Raw genomic sequence first — 23,999 nt, forward strand, 5'->3', positions numbered from 1 at the left:
AGAGTGGTCACGAACGTGCCAGCGGGGCGAGCAGTGAATGCCATTGGGCGAGCGCCTTGTTGGCGCCGGTCTGCTCAGCAAAACGGATCGCGGCGGCCCCGCTTTGTGCGACCAGGGGCGGGGATGCCGCAAAGCGCCGTATCTCCGCGGCGATGTCAGCCACGCGGCTGCCGTCGACGGCAGCTCCGATTCCGGACGCGGCGACCTGGCGGGCGATCTCGCAATCGGGCGGGCCGACGAACAGGACCGGTCGACCGGCGGCGGCTATGCCGTACAACTTGCTGGGAAAGACGAAGCGCTCGCAACCGGGGCGGAGTGTGACGAGGTGAAGATCGGCGATGCCAAGGCTCGCGCTGAGCCGATCGCGAGGTTGGGTTGGGCGGAACCGGACGTTGTCGAGCTTTGCCGACTGCACGCGGTCGCGGAGCGCTGCGTGTTGGGGGCCATCGCCCACGAAGACGAACGCGATGGTCGGGTCATCCTTGAGGAGGGCTGCTGCCGCCACGATTGGATCGAGATCGTGCACGCGGCCCAGATTGCCCGAATAGCCCACCACAAACTGGTCTTCGAGGTTCCACTCGCGGCGGAGGGCCAGCCTTTCGGGTGCGTTTCGCGGCAGGGCGGACACACCGACCGGGGCCCAATTGGGAATGACCGAGAGCCGGGACGGACTAACGCCGGCGGACCGCAGCACGTCCGCCATGTCCTGCCCAAGGGTCACGCAATGGTCTGCCCCTCGCCAGGCGGCGTTGCGCCAGGGACGCAACGCGTCTGGTAATCGCGAGCGTGACAGGGCCACGGCGATTTCCGGATAGATGTCATGCACCCAGTGGACGAGCCGGGCGCCGCGAGTTCGCGCCACCCATTGCGCGAGCACGCCGATCAGTGGGGGGTCGGTCAGGGCGACCACCACATCTCCACGGCGGGTGTGGCGCCAGAGTTGGACGGTGGCCGCGAGTGCGAAAGTGGAGAACGCGACGGCCTTCGCCACCAATCCCCGCCGCGTGCCGCAGAGCCCGTGAGTGCGCACGATGGACACGCCCTCGTGACATTCGAATGCCGGCAGCGGGTGGCCAGTCGGGGTGCTCGTGATCACGGTTACCGACCAACCTTGGGCCGCCATGTGGCTGGCCAGGTCCGTGAGCAACTGCCCCGTTGCCGGCGTGGCGGGCCAATAGAAACGATTGACGAAGACGAGGGCCATCAGGCGGGGAAACGCTCGCTTCGCTGATGGGCAATCCCGGCAGCGACGGACAATAGCATCCAGCCGGTGACGACGATGGCAGGACAGGCGAAGGGGAAGTCGACGCAGGCCAGTGCCGCCAGCCCCACGAGTCCGATGACAATCTCGGCGCTCGGGCTCAGCAGCCAGTGTTGGCGTAGCGCCAGGCGGGCGAGCCCAACGAGCGTGGCGACCGAGAGCGTTGCGCCAACCAGCCCCAGCTCCGCCAGGCGTTGCAGCCAGTCGTTATGCGCGTCGAGGAACACCGACGCTTCCCGCTGCTCATTCTCCATCTTGTAGTCGAACGACTGGACGCTTCGGAACGCGTAGCGAAAGCTCTGCCACCCCCAACCGTAGACGGGCTTTTCGAGAAACAGGTCCCAGGTTTGCCGATACACCGCCAGCCGCGCATCGCCGATGCCGCCCGACTGGATTTCCTGATACTGGCCGGCGGTTTTGTTGCTCCAGAAGTGGATTCGATCGCGGGCGAGCCACAGGGTGGCGCCGGTGAGGACCAGCAGTGCGGCAGCAACCGTGATCGCGGACCGCCGCAGCCGGGCACTCAAGTGAAGCTGGCGCGGCACGAACCGGAGCGCGAGGCCGAGGGCAATGATGAGGCCGGCGGCGAGTGAGGCGCGTCCGCCGCTGACCGGGATCGAGGCCAGGATGAGAACGGTGAGAACGACGAAAAGCGGGGCGGGCGTGCTGTGCCACGGTCGTTGGCCGGCTTGCTGCAGATGATAGAGCGCGAGCGCACCACCAGCTGCGGCGCCGAGGACCGCGAAGGCTCCCCAGTGGTTGTAGTAGACGAACGTGGCGAAGAAGTTCGTGTTTGGGGAAGGATACCGGCCGAGAATCTCGGTTGCGTGCAACAACTTGAAGACGGTGCCCGTGCAGGCGAGCGCGGCCGCATTGAGGGTGACGCAGGTGAGGGCGGCTATCTGCACACGGCGGCTCGGGCGAGTGATCAGGACATTGAGTCCGGCGAGAACATAGCCGGCGTTCAGCAAGAAGTCCTCCAGCGTGTGCCTCGGCCAGGCCGTGGAAGGCAGGTAGTGAAGGTAATCCTCGCGGCCGACGAGTCCGAGAGGCTCGCCTTCGGCGTAGATCATTCGCATGTGCGGATTGGCTGCGCTGATCAGGACAAGCGTCGTAAGCAATGCGAGCGGCACCAGAATCCAGGCGAGTTGCCGGCGGAAGGCGGCATCTGCCTGCCGCAGGGCCAGTGCGCTGATGAAGGGGGCCGGCAGCGCGAGCCAGGCGCTGATCATCCGGGTGGTTGCCTCCATTCCCCCAAACCGCCAGGAGAGAAAGCTGCTGAGGACCAGCGCGTGAACGACCGCGATGCGACCTAGCGTCGACGAAGGGGAAACGAGCATGCCAGCGTGCCTCTGCATGGCTACTCCCGGGGCGAGAGTCCCGCGGCGCTGAGCCGCTTGAAGAATTCGGTCAACAGGGGTTCGCCCGACAGGCTTTCGAGCGGAACGTTGCTGGAAATGCGGATCACCCACTGCGGCGCGCGCGCGTGAACGCCGTGCTTGAGCAGGGTTGGCGCAAGCTGCCACGGGTAGAGCCCGGCGCGTTCACCCACGAGACGATTGTCGAAGATGTGCCAGAACCACATGTGCTGCGGGAAACCGTCCTTCTCGAAGCAGAAGCGCAGGGGATCCGGAATCGGGTAGGTTGCCGCCGCCGCTGGGGCCGGGCGGGCGTCCCAGCCGCTGCCGGGCAGGCAGATGTCGGGCGTGTGCAGCGCGACGGAACCGAAGGTCGATTGTCGGCTCGGCCAAAAGGCCATGTAGAACGTGATCTGGGTTCCGTGGCGGATGTACGTTTCTTGATGCAGCCAATCGGTGCCCAGTGCCGCCCGGTAGGTCTGGATCGATGGATCGGCGTGGTGGCGCCACCCGGGCGAATCGATGGAGAGCAGCCCCGCGAGGTTGGGCGGCGGGCGTTCGCTTGCGCTGCTGGGCATCACCTTGAGCAGGACAACCGCGAGACTCAGCGCCGTGGCGCCGACCAGGAGGCCGTGCGGCAAGAACCAGAAGCGCGCCTGTTGCAGAGGGCGATGCTCGTTCGACGGAGCGGCTGCGACAGGTCGCTCGAGCAGCAGGCACGCGACAAATAGAACGGCGACCGTCAGGCTGAGAACCGCGTAGCCGCTTGCGTCGTGCCAGAGTCCCCGGATCTCCGTGCCGCGGGCGGCGAGCAGGCAAAGGAGCAGCGAGCGACCCAAATTCATTAGCAGCGCGAGCGCGCCGGCAAATACCACGATGGCCAGCCGGCGGCGGTTGCGCTGCAGCATGAACGCCCCGAGCACGATGCCGGCAAAGAGACAGGCGGTCAGACTGCGGATACCGCTGCAGGCTTCCTCTACGCCGACCAAGGCGTTCGGCAACTGGATGACATTGCCATGGCGGACCGCGGCGAAGCCGAGAAAGTGCAGCAGCTGCACGGATACGGCGGTGATGGTGTTCTGCAGGGCGTGCGTGAGGTTCGCGAGACTGCCACTCGGCAGGGGGACGACCGCGAGCCACAGGATCGCGGCCGCCACGCTGGCTCCATTGCACCGCAGCAGTTGCGTCGGGGAGCGCGACAGCATGAGGGCGGTTGAGATGAGGATGCAGCACAGGGTGACGCCGGTGAGAAACGCGGGTTGGGCGTGCGTCGGCCCCTGGGCGAGGGCCGCCAGACCGGTGATGAGCGCCAGAGCAGCCCCGCAGGTGGCGACGATCCAGCGGGTGACTCCGGCGAGAGGCTTGGGCCAGGACGCGTCCCAAGCGCGCTCGCGACGTGACTGCCACAGCAGCGCAAGCGCACACGGCGCCGCGAACCAGCCGTGCGATAGCTCCGGAATCTCGCGCCAGAACGGGAGCAGATAACCCGTGACACAACCGATGGCCGCAACGCCGATCGCGAGTGCGGTGCGTTCTGGCCAAGAGGCTTTGCCGATCGTGCTGAAGGCGGCCGAAACCACCGATGGACGCCGTCTGGCGTCAGCGGCGGTCTCCTTTTCCTGTGCAGGGCGCAGCATGCGTGATTCTACGAACGTGCGTGACTACAAGGGCCGGATTACGCGTGCGGGGTTTCCGGCCACCAGGCTCTTTGCCGGCATGGTCCGCATCACCACAGCGCGTGCGCCCACCACGGATCCCGTGCCGATCGTCACCCCAGGACCAATGAAGGCCTCGACGGCGATCCAGGTCCCGGACTCGACGCGCACCGGTGCGTGGGCAATCGGAAGATTGGCCTGCGTGTAGTCGTGGGATCCGGCGCACAAGTGCGCGCCATGGGAGATGAGGACGTCATGCTCGATCAGAATTGGCGCGAGGGCGTACAGCTGCGTGTGAGCTCCGATCACCACATGGTCAGCGACCTTCAGGTTCCAGGGGAACGTGATCCGGACCGTGGGGTGGATGCGAACGCCACGACCAATTGTCGCCCCTGCCCCCCGGAGCAACGTATTGCGGAACCCGTGACAGAACCACGGCGTGAACCGAAAAAGCAGTCCGACGACCGTCCATGCCACACGCCGCAGCTGGATGCTGGGGGAGTAGTTGTGGTTCTGAAGATGCTGGGCGATGTCGATCGGCATGGAATTCAGGCGCGGGCCAGTTCGCGATACAGGGCGACATACCGCGGCGCAAGCGCTGGCCAGCCAAACATAGCTTGGGCAAGGGACCGCGTGTTCTGTCGGACGGCGTCAGTGGGCGGCGGTTGAATGAGAAAGCGGGCGAGCGCGGTCTGAAGGTCTTTTGTGGTCGGCGGGATGGTTTCAACCGGCAGGGCTCCCCGAAGCGACGCCCAAGGGGTGCCGGTCGTGGTGAGCACGGGCGTCCCGGCGAACAGCGCTTCGAGAACCGCGAGCCCAAAGTTCTCGGAAAACGAAGGCAGACAGAGCAGGTCCGCGGCGTGGAGGTAGCGCCACTTTTCTTGCCCCCAGCATGCACCAGCCCACGTGCACCGCAGGTTTCCCGTCCACCGCGTGGTGGCGGAACGCAGCGGATTTACGTACGCCGGATCGCCATCGCCCACGACCAGAAGCCGAACGGACCTGCCGGCGGCGCGGGCGGCGGCTGGAAGGGCATCGATAAGCAAGTGCAGCCCTTTCTTCTCGTGGCAGCGCGAAAGAAAAAGGATCACAAGTTCCTCCGGTCGGACGCCTATTCCGCCGCGGGCCGTGTCCCGATTGCCCGACGGAGGCAAATCGCCACCGAGTGACAGGACGCGAATCTGTGGCCGGGGAAACCAGCGCGCGAGCTGCGTCGCCTCGGCGTCGCTGGTGGCCAGGATCGCCTTGGCGGCCTTGAACGACGGGCGCTCGATCAGATGAAAGTACGGCCACTTCTTCCAGCCGCGGTGTTGGAACGCCCAGGGCTCCAGCATGCCGTGGGGAGAGATGAGAAAGGGCGTATTGGCAGCGACGCACCGCCGCCGTGCAGAAATGTGTGCGCGTTCCCAAAGACCGTGGAAGTGCACGAGATCAGCGTGGGCAGCCGCGTCGGCATGAAGCGTCTCGACACGTTCCACGTGGACGTCCGCAGGTGCGACCGCCTGGGCCAGACCCGAGAGTGCGGTGTCAATACCTCCTACGCGATGGGCGGCTGGCGGCTGGACAAATAGAACGTTCAAGGGACAGGTCTCAAGGAGCTGTAGATCTCCTCGTATGCACGCGCCATGGTGGCGGTAGAGAACTCGTTGCGGACGAGAGTCTGGGCCTTGGCGCCAAGGCGAGACAAGGACACCCGGTCGGAGAGGAGACGCCGCCAATCGGTCGAGTTGTCGATGCAGATGGCGCAATGCTGCAGCGCCACGGGGAGTTGGCCGTAGACGCCTGATTCAACGGCACAGGCGAGCCCTGCGTCCATGGCCTCGAGTAGGGCCAAAGGAAGCCCCTCATAGCCGGCGGTATGGAGAAAAAGGTCGTACGCCGGCAGCTTGCCCTGGGCATCGGGGCTCCACCCGCACCGTTTCGCCGCGACGCCGAGGCCGAGCCGCTGGACTTCGCGGTCCCAATCGGCATCCATGCGCCCCGCACCGAGCCAGTGGAAGATCGCATGCGGTTCGAGGCGGCGGATCTCCGCCGCGTGGGCGAGAAACCGGAGCGGCTGCTTCTGCGACTCGAGTCGGCCCAGGGCGGCGACCGCAAAGTCATCCTCTGCGATACCTTGTCCGGCACGTAGCTGGGCCCGGGATACACCGGTTGGGTTCATTGGGTGAATCCCGTTCAGGACCACGCGTACGTCCTTGGAGTTGCCCACGAAAGCCCGCAATTCGCGGCCGCGCGTGTCAGCCACCGCAATGAGTGGGCCACGGTAGTGGCGCAGGGCCCGACGCGCCGCGAGATCCCGCCACCAGGCGAACCGCGCACGGAGAAAGGCGGCGGTCTGGGTGATATGGATGGTGCAGACGTGCGGCACGGGGAGCAGGGGAGCGGCAGCTAGAAAGTCCGGAGCGTCCTCAAGATTCTGCTTGTTGAGGTGCACCAGATCGGGCCGCCAGCTCATCCATGCTTCGGCGAGCGCGCGGGCGGCGTGCCGACCTGGCACCTGGAACGCACCCCGGTCCCAACGATCGTAGGTGTTGGTGTAGCCGGTGCGGACAACATCACCGATATCACGAAACCGGGCTGCCAGTTCGTCCATTTTGGGATGGGTGGATGCCCACAAGCCCACCACATGCCCGCGCATCCGCAGCGCCTCCCCCAGATAGAGCAGGAAGATCTCGCCGCCGCCGCGTGATCCCGAGCTGGAGCTAGCGAGTAGGATGCGCATGGCGCACGGAAAGATGTCGTACGGCGAGTTCTTCCCAGAAGGCGGCGGCATGTTCTGGAGCGAGCGCATGGGAGGACGCCATGGCGTTTTCGGACATTTTTCGCCGCCGCTCGGGATCCGATGCCAGCGCCCACATTGCGCTGCTAAGGGCAGTGATGTCGCCCGTCGGGACAACGAGACCGTTCCAGTCGTGTTGCACCAAGTCCTGCGCCGCACCGACGCCCTCGCTGGCGATCACGGGAAGCCCTGCGCCGAGCGCTTGGTTGATGACGACGCCCCAACCGTCATGGCGACTCGGAAGGATGAATATATCAGCACGGGCAAACACCGCGGGAAGATCGGCGGGGGGAAGGAAGCCCGTGTAGACGATGCGTGAACGGACGGCGGGAGGCAGCTGCTCCATCAGTGCGGGAAGCTCCCCCTCGCGTCCGACCAACTCGAGCCGCGCAGAGGCGCCGGCTGCAACCAATTGCGAGAAGGCCTGAAGAAGAAGGTCGATCCCCTTGCGGGAGATCATTTGTCCGCAGAAGAGAAAGACCGGCTCGCCCCCTGGGCGCTTGGTCGCAGACGCATCCGCGAACCGGCGCAGGTCACACGTATATGCCTGATTATAGATGGTGACCCCGGGAGCGATTGTCTCGTAGGCGCGACGAGCACGTTCCCCCACGGCGACAATAGCAGATGCCCGCCTCAAGGGGGCATAAAGGCACCGCTGGAGACGGCGGTGCCAGGCGGACTTCGGCTGAGACGGAAGCTCGCCCCAAAACAGCCAAGGAGGCCGCAAAGACCGGATAAGTCGCTGGGTGGTCACGTCCGTGATCGCCCCATTCACCACCCACAGCTCATTTGGCCGCGGTGCCGGCATGCGGAAGTTGATGTGCGAACGCACACGACCACGGCCGAACGTGAGACCCGGAAGGATGTCCTCCCACGGCTCCAAATCGACCTCCGGCCACGGCGAGTCGGGTGCAGCACGCTCCAAGTAATGGATCTTGACCCCGACGATTTGCCGGAGCGCAAGCGCGCGAAACAGGTCACGTTGGTACGGCGACGGAACGACACTAGCGAATACGACCTGCATCAGGTGGGCGGAGGCGTCCGCGGGCGCCGTCGCTTCGCGATGAGCCAGTTTCCCAGGACAAGGGCGGCGACGGTGGGCAAGATCGCGGTCGTAAACACAAACAGGCTTCGCATTGAAATCACCATGGCGAAGAAGCCGGAGGCGAAAACGAGATTGCCGAAACCGGAATTGTCGGAATGAGCGAGTTTGTTCCACCAAGCGGCCACCGAGGCAAGGATGACTCCGGCGACGAGTACTCCAATATTGCCGCCGCTGATGTACGCTTCGCCTACGAACGAGGATGCGAGGGTGAGCCCTTCGACGCCGACGGCATCCTCAATCGACAGACTGAGGCCCTCCGGCTTGCCCGGCCATGCGGCGCGAGGGATGGGGCGGATGATGGCCAGGTATGGTATCTCCAGCCCGAGATAGTCATGATGTTTGGGAAATATATCCGTGAGCTTACCGATAACATATAGATTGTAATCTACGAATAGGTTCGCGTCCTCCTTTGATTTACGGATCTCATTGTATCCTTGAAGGTAGTTTCTGAACCCGATGTTGCGGAACTCGAGCATCACCACGGTCGCGACGAGCATGAGCGCTGCCGTGATGCCACCGACCCAGATTAGCTCACGTTTCCGGTTCGGTGGGCTCGTGAATGCGTAGGCGACCAGGAATGTGGCCAGGTATGCGGCGATGACGTTCCGGGTGCCCGAAGTAAAGCCGTAGAATAGGGTGAAGGCGAAGCCGGCGCTGATATACAGCTTATGGGTCGCCGAGTATTCGGCCCGCTTGGCGAGAACGATGCCCGCCAGCGGGGGCACCAAATAGAGAATCATGCCGAGTTCCCCCAGCAGCGCTTTCCAGTCGCCGAATTTGCCGCGACCCCAGGGCTGACTAAAGCGGGGGGCCATGAACTGATCGACGAGTTCAAAGACGTTGAAGTTGACGGCCAAAAGCATGTGCAGGAAGCCGCCGAACAGTGCGATACTGAATAGCGTTATCAGAAACCGCGGCGGTGCGGGACGCTGGAGCAACTCGGTCAAACTGCCAGGCGTGGACGGCGCGAAGTGCCGCCCGACGGCAAGTCCCGTAAAACCCCACAAGCATGCGACGAGTGCTGAACGGGTCTGATCAAGGGTGACAAGATCGTCGAACTGCGGCTGAGGGGCAAGAAACTCGAAGAGGGTGAGAAAGTAGAGAGAGCTGATCGCCATGACATCAGCCCGAACGAGGTTTCGGTAGTTGCCCCGGTAGTCGAGAAGCAGACTGGCGAGAAAGCTGATGCCGACGCCGATCGCGTACTCATGCGCCAAGGCCGAGGGAGTATCCCCATGGGCAAGAAATTCAGTCGCAACTGCGCCAATCACGAACGTCAGCGTCGCGGCGAACTCAGGTTTCGGCGCGGCTCTGGTCATGGCGACGGGGTCTTCAACGCGGCTTCGGTTAGGGTTACGAGCCGTTCAGCCGAACTCGCCCACGTGTGTGGAGGCGTCTGGAATCGGCGCCGGTTCTCGATCCACCATGCGATCTCAAGAGCCATGGCGGCAGCATCACCCGCCGGAAAGATGGAGCCGTTCTGCCGATGAATGATGAGGTCAGAGGCGCCGACCCGGTCGCTGACAATGCACGGCAAGCCACAGGCGAGGGCCTGAACGACGACCAACCCGAACGCTTCTTCCCATGAGGGCAGCACCAACATACCGGCGTGGCGAAATACTTCGGCCAATCGAGGTTGAGGTAATGGTCCGTTGAGGCGCACCCATGGCTTGCTCGCGACCCTCGCGAGCGTGCTTTCGGCCTCGGGGGAGCGACGTCCGTACAGAGCGAAAGTGACGGGATGCGTTGCCCGTACCTCTTCAATCGCGGAAAACGCGATGCGCAGACCTTTCCGGAGTGTATACTGCCCCGCGAACACGATCTGGTGTTCATCTCGATTTTCCCGGGTCCGGGGCGGGTGAAATAGGTGCGGTGCTGCTGCATACGGTACTGTCCATATGCGGGTTGGGGAGACTCCGCACTGGACGAGTTGTTGGCGCACAACGGAGGACGCGACGCAATGCCAGTCCGCAAGGGCGTACTCCTGCTCTTCCTGACGAAAATAGGAGGCGTCGAAGGTATGATAGTCGCGGTGGTCCAGGCCGACCCTGGAATACTCCTCTGCCGTCAACTCAAGTTGCTGGCGCACTGGCCCGCTGGCGTGGTTCAAAACTGTTTTCGTCCCTCGTGCGCGCGCCGCGGTGAACGTGGCCTGCGCCTGGCCAGGCAGGGCGTGGAGCATCGCCGCGCCATCGCTAGTCAGGTCATGTGCGACGGCGCGGTCGAAGCCCGCGTCCTGCCAGCGGAACAGACGAGGAGATGAAGGCCGAATCGCCGGCGAAAGACGCAAGAGGCCGTAGGTGACCAGGGTCCGCCCCGAATGGACGTGCAGGGGGAACGCCGCCGGCGGATGGAGGCGCCAGCCCGGATAACCTGAGTAGTAGCGGCTCAACCTGCTCAAGGCGTGCAGCGCCGTGGCCAGATCGTAGAGATGGCAAGGATTGGTCGCGCTGAGGCTGATCAAGGCAGCGTTGCCGGCGGACGAATGCATTGGCCCAAGAGTCATGCCCGGAGTTGCGCCTGCGCGTATAAAAAGGGGAGCCCCTTTTGATACATTTGATGGCGCACGGGTCCACAATAGTGCCGAACCTACACGACGGCATACGAGATCTCCCGCTCCCAGTACCAAGCCCCTTTGAAAGAGCAGGTGTAGTGCGCCGGGGGCAATGGACGTGCGCCGAGATGCCGGAGCAGCACACTAAACAGAGTCTGTTCGGCGAACCGGCTTTGGTCCGACATGGCCCAGTCATCGATGACGGCAGTGAGAAATTGGGAATAAGATGCATTCCGCGGGATCACCATCAGTCCGGAGTTCAGATCAGGGATGTGCGGCAGACCAAGTTGGGCGGTTCGCGCCAGCAAGGTCGGGTCAAACTGGGGCCAGGAATCGACGATGTGCATTGCCGTTCCGGACGACACGGCAGCCATGACCTCGCTGGGCTCACGCAACGCGAGGACGTCTGAATCCGAATAGAGAACATTTCCGTCTACGGACGCGTTCAGGATGGCGGCCACCTTTCGCCCAAACTGGTGCTGCCGACAGTACTCCGCCAGACGCCCACCATCCCCACGCAGCGCAGGGCAGAAGTCGATTTGTAGACCGGGAAATTGGCGCTGAAGAAGACTGCACTGCGCGGTTGAAAACTCGCCGTCGACCGCGATTTGCAGTCGGCATCGGCCTTCGAGAAAGCGCATCCAACTCCATGCGCTCCACATGGCGTCCCAGAATTTCCTGGCTTCGACCATGATGAGCAGCGTGGTGCTCCCCGACCCACTGCGAATCGGGTCGAAGCGTCCAATGGCGCGGCGAAGGCGATAGGGACGATTCCGCTGCACCGCCGCGACGAGCCGACCGATTCGGAATTTCAGGTCATTGGACATGACGTCGGTGATGATTCAGTGACGAACCCTTCGTCCGTCGAGGGCGGATCGGGCGATGCGCTCGGGGTGGACCAGGATGCGGGTTAGGTGCGGCTCGTCCCATGGTCCACTCGTGCCTCGGGTTGTCGCATCAGGTGCAGCCAGCGACGGTAACTGGGCCAACGGACCGGGCAGCGTTGCGCCATCATCGCCGGCATGCCTGCCAATCCGGCCGACCACCACAATGGCTCCCTTACCGCCCAACCCGGTCCGCGGCGGCAGGCGTAGCAGAACTGCCCGACAGCACGGCGCAGCGCAATGAAGGGGGCCCACGGGAGGGGGCAGCGCAGAAGGATGCTCCAGAATTCGTTGCGCGAATGCCGCCAGTGATTCCTCCACTCGCTGCGCGCCACGGGGGTCCAGTGATGCCGGATGACGGTCGTGGGATCGTGGACAACCTCCCATCCGGCGGCGATGCAGCGCAGGCTAAAGTCGGTTTCGTCGCCCATGTGCTCGAATTCCAGCGGTACTCCGCCGAGTTCCAAGTACACGGTGCGGCGTATGGCACTCGCCGCGTTGACGTAGCTGCCGACCAGGGCCGTGGGGCCGAAGTCTGTTGCCATGAGGGTGGCTGGAAACTCGTCGGTTCGTTGCGCGAACGAGAGGACGGCGCAGCGGGACCAACCGGAGAATCGAGCTTTCACCCGGGCCACGAAATCGAGATCCAACGGGTAGCTGTCGTCATCGAGTCCCACGATCACGTCTACCTCCGCCGCCCGGATCATTTCGTCGCGGGACCGGATCGAGTGGCGCGAATGGGGATGGACGATCAGATGGGCTGCAGGCGCATGCTGACGCGTCCATGCCACGGTATCGTCATCGCAGCCGTCGGCGCAGATCCACAGTTCATCGGGTGGTGGATCGAGCCGCGCGATCTGGGCGCAGGTTTGGGCCAGCAACTCACGCCGATTGCGGGTGGCGATCGTAATCGCAAGGCGCATGGTCAGGTGTGGCGGGTGCGCGCCGGCAGCACGTGGGCAGGATTGCCGACGACGGTGGTGAACGGCGGAACGTCCCTGGTCAGCACGCTTCCCGCTCCGACGATCGCGCCTTGGCCGATTCGGACCCCCTTGAGCACGGTCACATGAGCGCCAATCCATGCCCCGGCCTCGATGACAACCGGACGGCTGACCAGAAGCCCGCTGGCGGGCGTGCCGTCGGGGCCCGGAGAGTGGTCGTGATCGGTCAGGTAGCAGAACGGGCCGATCATGCAGTCATTGCCGATCTCGATGCGATCGCTGGAATCAATGATCGTGTGGCGGTTGATGTAAACGTTTCGTCCGATCCGGATCGCGATGTTCGATCCCTTGGGACCCGAAACCAGCAGGGTGACACCTCGGTCGAGGGCAACGCCGGCGGCGAGGCGAATCCGCTTCGGCTGGTGCGGCACCTCAATGTTTCGCAGCCAGGCCGGGCCTTCAAATCGGACCCCGCGGCACTGCAGCGCCAGACGGCGAGCGCGGGAGGCGAGACCCGCAATGAGTCGTGCAATCATAAGCGATCCCAGATGCCGCGGATGGTTGGCCAGAGGTCGGGGCCTCCACGCCGGACGACAACCACGGTTTGAAAGAGACGGTGCAGGGCAAGCTTGAGCGCGAGCTTAGTTCTCCCGATCCGCATGACATCGCGAGCCATCCGATATTGGTGCTGCACAATCATGTGAGCGAGGCGTCGCGGGTCGGCTTTGGCGCGCGAGCACTGGCTGTGGTGCTCATAGATGGCATCTCGGTGAAAATAGAGGCGATGCGTGCGTCCCACCCGGTAGGAGAGGTGCGCATCTTCAAGAAAGCTGTAGCCCTCGAAGAGCGGGAAGCGTTCGCGCTCGAAGAGCTCCCGGCGATAGAGCACCAGTGTGCTGTTCAGCCAATCGGAGCGCACCCAGGCGGAGGACTCCGCTTCGAAGGCTGGGATGAGGTTGATCGCGGGACCGATCACTCGGCCACCGTAGTGCGGATGGGAGTATCCGGCCTGCAGGCGGTAGTAGCACCACAGCAACCCGCGCGGCGGCGGATGACTGAGCCCGGAAATCCGCCCCGCAACGCCGCCGGTCGTGTCGCGAGAAAACGGTTCCAGCAGTTTTGCCAGTGTATCGGCCGGCAGGACCACATCATCGTCCATGAAGCCGATGATCGGAGTCGTGACCGCCGCAGCTCCCTGGTTGCGTTGCTGAGCGGCACTCATCAGCTCGGCCCGGATCCACTGGACCTGCAGCTGCGACTGCCATTTCGCGCAGACGGCTCTCGAGGCCTCGCTTTCCGACGCATCCACAACAATGACGCGGGCCGGTGCGCAGGTCTGCACCGACAGACTGGCGAGGGCTGCGTCGAGCGAAGCCGGACGGTCCATCGTGGCGATGACGAGGGAGTATGACGGGAGGGTGGTGCTCACCGGTGGCACTTCGGAGTCGGCTGGAATGGATTCAGGATCGCTGAGAAACACGTCAGGTCCGACCTTGCGCAGGGCGGGTCAGGCCAATCTGGCGGAAAAGGTCCGGGAAACGCTGGCCCCAGGTGTGATCGCGGCGTGCGCGCCGGTATCCCGCCTCGCGCATTCGTTCCGCCTGGTCGGGATGGCTGAGATAGTATCGAACCTTGTCCGCCAATTCCTCGGGGGTGCGATAAGTCTCAATTTCCCGTCCGACGTCGTAGCACGCGGCGATCTCATCGGAATGACCGGTCAAGTAGCAGGTCCGCGCCATCGGCGCCTCAAAGTCGCGTAGTCGGACATGGGGAACCAGCCGGGAGCCAGGCCGCCCGTCGGACCACACGTTGCTGAAGTTCAGGACGACTTCGTAGTCAGCGAAGACGGCGGCTACGACGTCGGCCCGTCCGCGCGCACATGAACGTAGCAGCGGGCTGATGCGTTGCGATTCGCGGCGATAGTTCCATTGCCGATAGAGGCGGGCGGCTCCGCGCAGCAGTCCTGTCCTGGTGATCTCGTCCGTGACGACGTGCCAGTAGCTCCGCATCGAGCCCGCGCGGAGCTGGGGACGTCCGAGATAGCGGCCCGGGGAGGACGGTGACGGTGATGCGGGCAAGGGGGACTCGTCGCCCCAGCCCGACCCGTAGGTGTCGACCGTGACGCCAGCCGCGAGGAGCCCGGCAATCCACCGGTCGCGGTCGGCATAGCGCTGGCCGACGAAGCAAGCCCTGGGTTGTCGTGGCCGGCTCACGGGCGGCTCTTGGTCGGGCGGATTCACCGCCAGCTGGACCCAGACCGGCCTGCCCCCCACCGCGAGATACCGGTCCCGCGCATCGCGTTCGGAGTGCCACGAAAAATCCACCTGTGCCGCAATGGCGGCCACGAGATCAAACTGAGGGATGCTATTGCAGTAGAAATTGACGGAAGGAATGCCCAGGCGACGAAGCTCCGCAAAACCGGCGGGGTCAAAATGGGCGTTGTAGAAGTAGCACAGGAATAGGTCGATCGGCCCGGTGCGGAGAGCGTCGCGGACCTCATCCAGCACCGCTTGGGTCGTTCGGGCCCTGGCTTCCAGTTCTTCGCGGGTAAAGCCAGCGGCGATCTCCATGAACCGGCTGGTCGGGAGTAAATCGGTCTGGGATTCCACCAGCTGGTGACCGAGCGCGTGCAACGCGGGATGAAAGAGGCCGCTCCACAATCCACCGTAGAAGTGACGGGGATCGTTTGAATGTCGGACTGCGGTGAAGATGCGCATCGCGCGTTTCAGGCCTGCCGATTCCGGCTCATCGGGTGAAGGACCAGGTTGGCGTACGGCGACCTCCAAGCGCGTTCGTCGGCGGGACGGACGCGATTGGCGGGCACGTCAAACACACCGGCAGAGTAGTCGAATTCCGCCAGGAGCCGCTGAAGGTCCTGTTGGGAGGCGCCGAATGCCGGCCACGTGTTCATCCCGTATGCACAGAATACGATCGGCCGATGTCGCCTCATGGTTGCGTCGAATCGGGATGAATGGGGGTGGTTCCGCGGCGTTTCCAGGCCGCCAGGCGTTCCGCCGCACGGAAGCCAACCAGACGATACAGGAGGCGGTACATCAGGGGCGCGGCGGCACCGCACGGCGTAAATGACGGCTGGCTGGTCGTGACGAGTTGCATCACCGCTTCGGCCCGCTCGGGCGACAGCGCCCACAACAGGCGGGCAATCTCGAAACGGGTGGAGTTGATGGCCGTGAGGCGGCCCGGCGTGAGCGCGTGGCGGCCCGTTAGGGCATCCTGCATCCGGTCCAGGAGCGCCAGTCTGGCTTCCATCAGTCGTCGTGGATGGCGGCGTGACACTGTATTTCCGCTCCAGAGCCGGTAGACGGCGCGGCTGGCAGGACAGTGCTGAAAGCGCGCGCCGGCCTGCAGCAGCCGGAAGTACAGATCGTGCTCCTGACAACATTCGAGCGACTCGTCCCAGCCGCCAACCTGCACCAGAGTCTGTTTTCGCCAGAGGGTTCCTCCCGTCTGGGGAAGGCTCCAGCGGGCCAGGTGGATCCACGGGTCATGGGGAGGTTGCAGTGGCCGCGATTCAAGCTCCGCCGGGGCCTCGCCATTCGCCCACTGTTCCACGAGCGGCGCACTGTATATGATATCGGCCGAGGGCTCGTCCTGAAGGGACTTCACCTGTAGTTCGATCTTGTCGGGCAGCAGGTAGTCGTCGGCATCCAGGTATTGGATCCATTCGCCGGTAGCGAGGCCAAGCAGGTGATTGCGCGCGGCGTTTCCGCCCCGGTGGGGACCGGTGACCAGACGAATCTGATCGCCGAACCGCTGAAGAACCTCCCGGCTGCTATCCGTCGACCCGTCATCGACCACGACGATTTCTTTATCGGGCCAGCTCTGCGCCAGCGCGCTCTCGACGGCCGACGCGACCCAGCGTTCGCTATTGAAACAGGGGATGAGGATGGAAACGCGCATGGTTTCTCCTGCAGGAAGGAGGATTCCGTCATTCATGCTGGACGGACTGGAGAAGCCTGACCTGGTTTGCCGCCGCTTGGGATCGAGCAGCGGAGATCATCGATCGCGCGTGCCTCGTCTGTCGACGATCCCGATAACCCGGAGCCCAGGGCCTCCCGGTAGGCAGCCGCCGTCTTGGCGGCGACGACCTGCCAGGAGGTGGCGGCGCGCCATGCGGACGCACCAGCGGTGTCGGCCGGTGTGTCGAGGGCCCGCGCCAGCACCGCTCCAAAGGCGGGATTCAGGTCGGTAAACCGGAACACGTTCGCCGACGGCTCATCCAGATCGATCGTGACGAGCCGATCCGGGAGGAGGATCGGCTTGCCGAGGGATCGGGCCAGACAGGCGGCGCCGGAGGTGAATACGGAGGTGTAGTTGAAAAGGACGGCGTCACAGGCGGCGATGCGCACCGCGAGTTCGCTGGGAGGGAGATTACGGAGGTCGAGCACCGCACCGCAGCGATCGGCCGTTTCCCTCACGCGTTCGGCAAACGCTGCCGACGAGGCGGCGCCACACACCCAGAGGCTGGCTGGAAACCGATGCCGAGACCAGGCCTCCATGGCCTCAAGTACCCCCTTGTAGGGCTCGACGCGGCCGAACATCAGAACGAGGCGATGCCCGGACGAGATTCCGAGCTGCCGCCGAGCGTCCGACTTGGTTGGCAGAAACGGGAAACAAGCGGCGAGGTCTCCGTGGGGGATCAACCGGAGCCGACGAATCCCGGGCGCCATGTGCGCGAGCGCCGCGAGACTGGCGCTTGAGTGCGCGATCACCACGGACGCGCGGCGGAGCATCCAGCGATACACCGCGGGGAGGGCAAGCTCCGAGGTTCGGCCGTGAGGGAACAGATTGTGGGCCGTGTAGACAAACGGTCGGGTCCGCGTGGCGAGATGGAGATCGAGCGGGAACCGCCACACCCGCAGACGGTCGAGCCCGTCATGCCGCCGGGGAAAGAAGGCCTCGGGCCAATGAAGATGGATGAGCGCGGCCCCGCGGTAATCCATTCGGGCGAGAGGGAACACGCGCCGCGTGCCCTCGGGATAGAGGGTGTCGAACTTGTGCGCGCGCAAAGCGCCGTCGAGCAGGGTTTGGTAGTCGTTGCCAGCCCGCCAGTCGGGCAATGCCATCACTTTGGTCATCGCAGCCCCGGTAGGTGGATCAAGTGACGGACTCCCTCGGCCCAGAAACGTTCGCGGACGGCGCCGACGTAGTGACGCGAGATGGCGTCGCTGCGGGCGTGGCGCCGCAGCGACACCTCGTAGGTCACCGGCAACAGACCGCCGCGGGCGTGGCGGGAGGCGGCGAGCGCAAAGAGAGTCTGCTCGACGCGCCAAAAATGGCCCGTCCTGAGGCTCGTTTCGCGCATCGCGCATTCACAAAAATCGAGGTCCATGGCGGCTCGTGTGAGGAGGCAGAGTCCGCTGTTTACCCGGGGCCAAAGCTGTACGCCCAGCGTGTCCTGCGCCTCTTGGGCGGAGACGTTGCTCGCCTCGGCGACGTCTTCGTTGAACCAGCAGCTTTCCTCCTGAGCCCGGTCGACCCACTCGAGCACCTGGGTCGGTTGGCGAAAAAAGAGGACGTCGGGATCAAGGATGATCAATCGCGATGCGGTCTCGAGCACCGGTATGTCAAAGCACTTGAGCCCGAGCGGGTATTGGGCGCGATAGGCGCGGCACAGAGGACGTGCGGCGAGGACAGGGGCGAGGTGTGCATCGGCCCCGGATCTGGAAACGAGCGTGGCCTGTAGCCCGAGCGTCCTCAGCCGCGCCGCGATGTCGGCCGGTGCGGTGCCGTCGTCGTGCAGGATGACGTGCCAGTTGCGTCCGGTTTGTACCGTCCACGAAGCCAACATCCATGCGAGCAGATCGACGTGCTCGGCGCCGAAGACGACATGGACGGGAATGTCTGCGGGCGGGGCATCGGGCTGCGGGTTGCGCCAGTGCCAGATCCGCCGACGGAGAACGTGATAGGCCCAGGCGCCGGCGGGGCCGCGGTTGAGTTCACGGCGCAGCAGATAGAGTAGTCGACCGGGCCTCATGTCAGGTTCGCCGTATCGTCGGCCAAAAGCTCCTCGAGCGGGGTCGCGAAGGTCTCGCCGCCGCGGCGATAACTGAGGCTGGGCGGAAGGAGAATCTTGCGGTTTTCGTGGGCAGAGCGCAGCGCCTCGGGAAAACCATTCTGCAATAGGCGCGAAAAATAGAAGTCGCTCGGATGACCGAGAATCTCATGCGAGCGCCACTTCTTCCGTACCATCGCGATGCTGTACTCGAGCTTCGTCACCGCCGGCTTGTCCCGACCCAACAGTCGTCGCCATTGCGTTCGCAGCCAACCCGGATTCGGCGGGCGGTTCGAGGCGGTAAACTCCTCCTCGGGCAAGAACGCGCTCAAAATCTCGCGACGGCGCAGCGCCGGGTTGGATCGAAACGTCTGCGAACCAATATGCTCCCAGAGGAGCGGCAATTGGAGAATGTGGCGGCCGGCGTGATGGCACGCGGTGCTCAGATCGATCTCCTCGCCGTAGGCACGCAGGTCCTCCCAGAAACCGGTGGACCCGTCGGGTTGACGCACGCTCGACCAGAATGACTTTCGGAGCGCAAAGAAGGCGCCGCAGAAGTTGGGACGAAGCAGCGGGTGCCCCGCCTGATGGTTGACGAGCCACCGTGAATCCGCCGTCAATCCCGCATCCGCTCCGGTCTGTGCCGAAACGCGTCGTTGGCACCAGTAGGCTATCGCCACTGAGGGATTCAGCTCAAAGACCGACAGAACGTCGTCGAGCCATCCAGGGGCCGTGGGCAAGACATCATCATTGAGCAGCAGCACGACCTCGGTCTGGGCGGCAGCCACCAGCCGATTCCATGCGCCAGGGACGCCAAGGTTCGACTCGCCGCGATTCAGGCGGACTCCGAATTGCTCGCAGAACTCCGGGAGTGCGGCGACCGCCTGACGGTCAGGGCTGCCATCGTCATAGATGCAGATTTCCGCCACCTCGGGTGGAATCGTCGCCCGCAATGCGAACACCAGATTCTTTACGTGATAGACGCCGTTGTAGATCGGGATGCCGATGGTGGCCTTCATGGGAACGCGACTGCGGTGATGGCGTTCAGTTCGGGCGCGCAGGGCGGAACCGCTTGGAACAAGAGAGGCCAATGCGCTGCCGGACTTCACGGACCAGCAGCGCGGTGGGGTGGGTCAACAGATAGTGCGCGAAAGTTGGGCTCGAACCGGTGTAGCGAGCCTCGCGGAGCCGATAGCGGTCATAGTCGATCCGCCGGGAGAGACTCCGCCGCAGCGACGCGGCAATTGGAGCGCCCGCGAGATGGTTTTCCACGCTGTCGCGTATTTCACGGGCAGCCGTTTCAGCGGCTCGTGACTTCTGTCCTGCATGCAATCGGAACCGGGCGAGCGCACGGGGGATGCGCGCGGTGCGGGCTCCGGCGAGAAAGCAGCGCACCCAAAAATCGAAATCGAACGCGAGCTGATAACGGGGATCGAAGGGCCCAACTCGCTCCCACAGGGTGCGGCGAAAGAAAACTTCGGGCTGCACCCACTGCCTTCCGGCCCACCAGACTCGGTAAATATCGAGAATTTCTTCCAGCGAGGTGATCGCCCCGGCATGGTGTCCGGTTACAGCTCCCGCGGCATCGATCCACTCGACCTCGCCGTACACCAGGTCGATCTCGGGATGCTGCTCGAAGAACTGGACGACGTTGGCGGCCGCACCGGCTGAGAGAAGATCGTCGGAGTTGAGAAAGCCGATCACCTCGCCACCCATCGTCGCGAACGCGCGGTTGAGGGCATCGGCCTGGCCGTGATCGCTGGCGGAGACAACGTGATCGCCGGCCTGGGCCTGGCTCCGGGCGAGGTCCAGCGAACCGTCGGTCGAACCTCCGTCCTGAAAATGCCAGCACACGTGAGGGCGGTTGGCGGCGAGCGAATCCAACGTCGCCGCGAGAAAGGAACCACCGTTCAGGTTGGGAATCGCGAGCGTGAGGGGACCTAGACTCATCGCGACGGAATGGGAGCGACGAATGGCATCAACCGCGGCGCCGGGCTAGAGCCTGCTGGAGGTGCGCGAACAGGCGGGCCATGAGCGTCGGCCAATTGTAGGTGTGCGTAACGAGGCTCTGCAGGGCCAGACCGTGGCCCCGACGCCGATCCGGCAACCGCAACAATTGGCGCAGTTGCTCGGCCAGCTGCTGGGGAGAGCGGCTGGAAACGACCAGTTCTGTGGTGCCGGCTTCGGCGTGAAGCGCGTCCATCTGGGGATGGGGCGTGCTGACGGTGGGTATGCCGGAAGCCGAGTAGTCGAAGAATTTGAGCGGCGAGCTGAAATCAGCGGGCCCCGGTCGGTACAGACAGACGGCGGCCCCCATCCGATCGAAAAGTGCGGTGGTCTCGTGATGGGCCATCGGGCCGTGCGCCCTGACGTTGGCCGGCACGTCGCGAAGTGTTTCGGTGCCGGGGCCGACGAGATGGAAGTGAACCGGATCTCCGGCTTGCTGCAGCAGGCGGGCGCCGGCGAGCAGGAGGTCGAAGTCATTCCAGCCGATATATGCGCTCCCGGCCCAGACCACGTCCAGGCGATTGCTGTCCGCGGGCGTCACCTGCCGTTCGCGTGGATATGCGCCATTGGAGATCACGACTGCCCGCGGCAGATCGAGCTCGGTGACCACGTAGTCGGCAATCTTCTGGCTGACGCAAACGGCGAGGTCGCATTGCGGAGCCAACTGTCGGAACATCCTCCGATCGTAAGCGATGGTGGCCGGGTCCAGGCCGATATACGCTCCCTGCTCAGGCACGGTGTTGAATTCCCAGACCAGCAGCGGATTGCCGGCCAGCCGTTTGCCCCAGCGACTGAACCAACGAGTATACTTGGGCACCGGCGGCGAGTTCTGAAGCCGGGTGTAGAGGACGTCGGCTCGCCGCAGGCGAAGCGCGATGCCGAGCGTGGACGTCGGGAGGCGCGTAACCTCCGGGTGCCGCAACTCGGGCCAGCCGGCAAGCGTGTGCCCGGCTTGCCTCGCCTCGCGAATGAAGGCCTCGATGTGGGCTTCGCCGCCTCCACAGTGCCCGAGGCTGTAGCCGTAGTTGGCGAGCACGAGTCTCATGGGTGTGCTGCCGCGACTCGCTCGTACAGCCGTCGCTTTTCGGCCAGCTGGGTGGCCAGCGAATACTCTGCCTCCACGTGCGCACGCCCGGCGGCGGCAATCGCGGAGTTGCCCGCGCCGACCTGATGCGCGGCCTCCAGCAAGTGGGCAAGGGCCGCTACGTCCCGCTCTGGGCACCGGTAGCCCGTGCGTTCCGGAATGATCAGTTCGGGGATGTCGCAGTGGTCGGTCCCGACGCAGACCAGTCCCGCTGCCATTGCTTCCGTCAAGATCACGGGCGATCCGCCTTCGGCATCACCGTTCGCGGCGTGGCGGGATGGACAGAGAAAGATGTCGTGCTGCTGCAACAGCTGCCGGGTCTCCGCCAATGGCAGAAAACCGGCAAACCGGACGCGATCGCGCAAACTCGGCTGGGCGGCGATCGCCTGCAGGGTCGCGCCGATCTTCTGGCCGGCGCGGTCCGCATCCGGCGCGCCGCCCACGATCGTGACGCGCAGATCGACTCCCCGGGAGGCGGCCTGGGCACACGCCAACAGGCCATCCTCCAGGCCCTTCTTTTCCGTAAAGCGGCCGACCATCACGATCTTCATCGAACGCGTGAAGTCACGACGGGCGAACGGCAAATCGGCCAGGTCGACGCCGATATGATGGATGTGGATTTTCTCGGCCGGGCAACCCAAGTGCTGCAGTCGATCGCGCATCGCGGACCCCTCGACGAGAAAGAGCGTTCCGGCCGCGAAGAGCTGCCGGTACCGCTCGCGCCATTCCGGAAACTGCGTCGGTACATTCCAAGCGTCGTAGCCGTAGAACGATGTCACCAGCGGACGTCTGGACCGTGCAGCAAGAGGAAGCCACTCCCAGCCGCACATTCCAAAATGCGCATGCAGCACATGCATCGGTCGCCACCGCGCGAGCAGTTCGACAAAGCCGTCTGCACGCCCGAGACGGAAGGCGAGGGAATTGATCAGCCTCGGAAGAACGGTACGAGCTCCCCAGGGTGGTGGTGACTGGATCAGTCGTCGTGGTTCGAGGGGAAATCGCTCTGGCGCGACCAGCTGCCGACAGGCCACCGTCCCCCTGCAACCCGGTACGGCGCGCACCTGCGGGTAGATCCAGTTCTCGGTGAGCGGGAGATAGGTTTCTACCAGGTGAAGAATGTTGAGCCGCCGCGTGGCCGCGCTCGCCCGCGCGTCACGGATCATCGTTTCTGACTGAAGATCACTGCCCATGCAGCAGAACGTCGCGGACCGCCGTAATCACGTCTTCCACGTCACCATCGGCAAGCTTTGCGGAGATCGGGAGGGAGACGGTCGAGCATCCGATCGCGTGGGCCCGGGGAAAGTCATCCGGCCTCCAGCCGAAGCGCTGCTGATAGACGCTGAGCACCGGAATGGCCCGGTAGTGCACTCCCGTCCCGATATTGCGGCGGTGCAGTGCGGTCATGAATTGGTCCCTGGTCACAGGTGCCCGGACCTCGTCGATCAGGAGTGTATAGAGGTGCAGCGCGTGCCGGCTGTTGGCGGGAAGGGGGGCCGGACGCGCGGCTGGCAAGTCTGCAAAAGCCCGGTTGTAGGCGTCCCAGATTTCTTGTCGGCGCCGCCAATATGCCTCGACGCGCTGGATCTGATGCAGCCCGATGGCCGCCTGCAGATCCATCATGTTGTACTTAAAGCCGATCTCGACGACATCGTAGTGCTTGTAGCCATCGTCGGAGAAGCGCTTCCAGGCGTCCTGAGACATGCCGTGGAGTGCGAGCATCTTGAGCCGTGCGGCGATGGCCGGATCGTCGGTGAGGACCATGCCGCCTTCACCGGTGACGATGTTCTTTGTGGAGTAGAAGCTGAGGACACCACAGGTGCCGAACGTGCCTGCTTTTCGGCCGGCATACTCGGTCTCGATCGCGTGCGCGCAGTCCTCGATGATCTTCAGCCCGTGCTCCGCGGCCAGTGCGACCAGCGCCTCCATGTCGCAGGCCCGGCCTGCAAAATGGACCGGCATGATGGCCTTCGTCCGTGACGTGATTTTCCGACGGACGTCGGCGGGATCGAGATTGAAGGTGTCACGGTCGACATCCGCGAGCACCGGGGTGGCTCCGGCATGGATGATGGCGTTAATGGTCGCGCAGAAGGTCATTGCCGGCGCGATCACCTCATCTCCGGGCTGCAGACCGCACGCGAGACACGCGAGGTGGAGCCCGGCGGTGCATGAGTTCACGGCCACGGCATATTTGACCCCCTTGTAGGCGGCCACGCGCCGCTCGAATTCCGCCACCTTGGGCCCGGTGCCAAGCCAGGCGGACCGAAGGCTGGCGACGACTTCCGCGATTTCCGCTTCTTCAATGAGCGGTTGTCCGAAGACCAGGTATTGACTGCGCATGGGGGGCAAACTGGAGGTGCG

The 23,999-nt window shown here is 64.3% G+C and carries 23 protein-coding genes; all 23 read right to left on the reverse strand.

The window, feature by feature from the left end; all coding sequences use genetic code 11:
- Positions 1–7 precede the first annotated feature (7 nt).
- Positions 8–1,204, reverse strand: a complete 1,197-nt coding sequence (locus DB354_RS20860) for a glycosyltransferase family 4 protein (RefSeq protein WP_107837566.1) — start codon at positions 1,202–1,204, stop codon at positions 8–10.
- On the reverse strand, positions 1,204–2,601 hold the full coding sequence (locus tag DB354_RS20865; protein WP_158277643.1) for an O-antigen ligase family protein: 1,398 nt from the start codon (positions 2,599–2,601) through the stop codon (positions 1,204–1,206). Before DB354_RS20865 ends, DB354_RS20860 begins: the two co-directional genes overlap by 1 nt.
- Positions 2,602–2,621: 20 nt before the next feature.
- A complete protein-coding gene (locus DB354_RS20870) occupies positions 2,622–4,256 on the reverse strand; it encodes an exosortase/archaeosortase family protein (protein ID WP_107837568.1) in 1,635 nt (544 codons plus the stop codon).
- A 24-nt stretch (positions 4,257–4,280) separates the two neighbouring features.
- Positions 4,281–4,817, reverse strand: coding sequence for a putative colanic acid biosynthesis acetyltransferase (locus DB354_RS20875; protein ID WP_107837569.1), 537 nt, complete (start codon positions 4,815–4,817; stop codon positions 4,281–4,283).
- Between the two features lie 5 nt (positions 4,818–4,822).
- Positions 4,823–5,752 carry a glycosyltransferase gene (locus tag DB354_RS20880; protein ID WP_233256730.1) on the reverse strand — a complete coding sequence of 310 codons (930 nt, stop codon included), beginning with the start codon at positions 5,750–5,752 and terminating at the stop codon, positions 4,823–4,825.
- 98 nt (positions 5,753–5,850) lie between these two features.
- Entirely contained in the window at positions 5,851–6,996 is a 1,146-nt protein-coding gene (locus DB354_RS20885; RefSeq protein ID WP_158277645.1) for a glycosyltransferase family 4 protein, read from the reverse strand.
- A complete protein-coding gene (locus DB354_RS22855; RefSeq protein WP_107837572.1) occupies positions 6,977–8,077 on the reverse strand; it encodes a glycosyltransferase family 4 protein in 1,101 nt (366 codons plus the stop codon). The genes DB354_RS20885 and DB354_RS22855 overlap by 20 nt, the downstream gene beginning before the upstream one ends.
- Positions 8,077–9,477, reverse strand: coding sequence for an O-antigen polymerase (locus tag DB354_RS20895; RefSeq protein ID WP_146180357.1), 1,401 nt, complete (start codon positions 9,475–9,477; stop codon positions 8,077–8,079). The genes DB354_RS22855 and DB354_RS20895 overlap by 1 nt, the downstream gene beginning before the upstream one ends.
- A complete protein-coding gene (locus DB354_RS20900) occupies positions 9,474–10,649 on the reverse strand; it encodes a glycosyltransferase family 4 protein (RefSeq protein ID WP_158277646.1) in 1,176 nt (391 codons plus the stop codon). Before DB354_RS20900 ends, DB354_RS20895 begins: the two co-directional genes overlap by 4 nt.
- A 98-nt stretch (positions 10,650–10,747) precedes the next feature.
- Positions 10,748–11,539: a hypothetical protein gene (locus tag DB354_RS20905; RefSeq protein ID WP_107837575.1), complete on the reverse strand. Its 792-nt coding sequence runs from the start codon at positions 11,537–11,539 to the stop codon at positions 10,748–10,750.
- 83 nt (positions 11,540–11,622) lie between these two features.
- The gene (locus DB354_RS20910) at positions 11,623–12,519 is read right to left on the reverse strand and encodes a glycosyltransferase (RefSeq protein ID WP_107837576.1); all 897 of its coding nucleotides are present in this window, start codon (positions 12,517–12,519) and stop codon (positions 11,623–11,625) included.
- A gap of 2 nt (positions 12,520–12,521) precedes the next feature.
- The gene (locus DB354_RS22425) at positions 12,522–13,073 is read right to left on the reverse strand and encodes an acyltransferase (protein ID WP_158277647.1); all 552 of its coding nucleotides are present in this window, start codon (positions 13,071–13,073) and stop codon (positions 12,522–12,524) included.
- A complete protein-coding gene (locus DB354_RS20920) occupies positions 13,070–13,966 on the reverse strand; it encodes a glycosyltransferase family 2 protein (RefSeq protein WP_146180358.1) in 897 nt (298 codons plus the stop codon). The genes DB354_RS22425 and DB354_RS20920 overlap by 4 nt, the downstream gene beginning before the upstream one ends.
- Positions 13,967–14,018: 52 nt before the next feature.
- A complete protein-coding gene (locus tag DB354_RS20925; RefSeq protein WP_107837578.1) occupies positions 14,019–15,254 on the reverse strand; it encodes a glycosyltransferase in 1,236 nt (411 codons plus the stop codon).
- Positions 15,255–15,262: 8 nt separating this feature from the next.
- The gene (locus DB354_RS20930; protein ID WP_107837579.1) at positions 15,263–15,448 is read right to left on the reverse strand and encodes a hypothetical protein; all 186 of its coding nucleotides are present in this window, start codon (positions 15,446–15,448) and stop codon (positions 15,263–15,265) included.
- A 35-nt stretch (positions 15,449–15,483) separates the two neighbouring features.
- Entirely contained in the window at positions 15,484–16,491 is a 1,008-nt protein-coding gene (locus tag DB354_RS20935; RefSeq protein ID WP_233256719.1) for a glycosyltransferase, read from the reverse strand.
- Positions 16,488–17,633, reverse strand: a complete 1,146-nt coding sequence (locus tag DB354_RS20940) for a hypothetical protein (RefSeq protein ID WP_107837581.1) — start codon at positions 17,631–17,633, stop codon at positions 16,488–16,490. The genes DB354_RS20935 and DB354_RS20940 overlap by 4 nt, the downstream gene beginning before the upstream one ends.
- Entirely contained in the window at positions 17,630–18,532 is a 903-nt protein-coding gene (locus tag DB354_RS20945; protein ID WP_107837582.1) for a hypothetical protein, read from the reverse strand. Before DB354_RS20945 ends, DB354_RS20940 begins: the two co-directional genes overlap by 4 nt.
- Entirely contained in the window at positions 18,529–19,569 is a 1,041-nt protein-coding gene (locus DB354_RS20950) for a glycosyltransferase (RefSeq protein WP_107837583.1), read from the reverse strand. Before DB354_RS20950 ends, DB354_RS20945 begins: the two co-directional genes overlap by 4 nt.
- A 25-nt stretch (positions 19,570–19,594) precedes the next feature.
- Entirely contained in the window at positions 19,595–20,500 is a 906-nt protein-coding gene (locus tag DB354_RS20955; RefSeq protein WP_107837584.1) for a glycosyltransferase family 2 protein, read from the reverse strand.
- A 28-nt stretch (positions 20,501–20,528) separates the two neighbouring features.
- A complete protein-coding gene (locus DB354_RS20960) occupies positions 20,529–21,602 on the reverse strand; it encodes a glycosyltransferase (protein ID WP_107837585.1) in 1,074 nt (357 codons plus the stop codon).
- A complete protein-coding gene (locus DB354_RS20965; RefSeq protein ID WP_107837586.1) occupies positions 21,599–22,831 on the reverse strand; it encodes a glycosyltransferase in 1,233 nt (410 codons plus the stop codon). Before DB354_RS20965 ends, DB354_RS20960 begins: the two co-directional genes overlap by 4 nt.
- Positions 22,821–23,978 carry a DegT/DnrJ/EryC1/StrS family aminotransferase gene (locus DB354_RS20970; RefSeq protein WP_107837587.1) on the reverse strand — a complete coding sequence of 386 codons (1,158 nt, stop codon included), beginning with the start codon at positions 23,976–23,978 and terminating at the stop codon, positions 22,821–22,823. The genes DB354_RS20965 and DB354_RS20970 overlap by 11 nt, the downstream gene beginning before the upstream one ends.
- Between the last annotated feature and the right edge of the window lie 21 nt (positions 23,979–23,999).

It is taken from the genome of Opitutus sp. ER46 (assembly GCF_003054705.1).
Taxonomy (GTDB): domain Bacteria; phylum Verrucomicrobiota; class Verrucomicrobiia; order Opitutales; family Opitutaceae; genus ER46.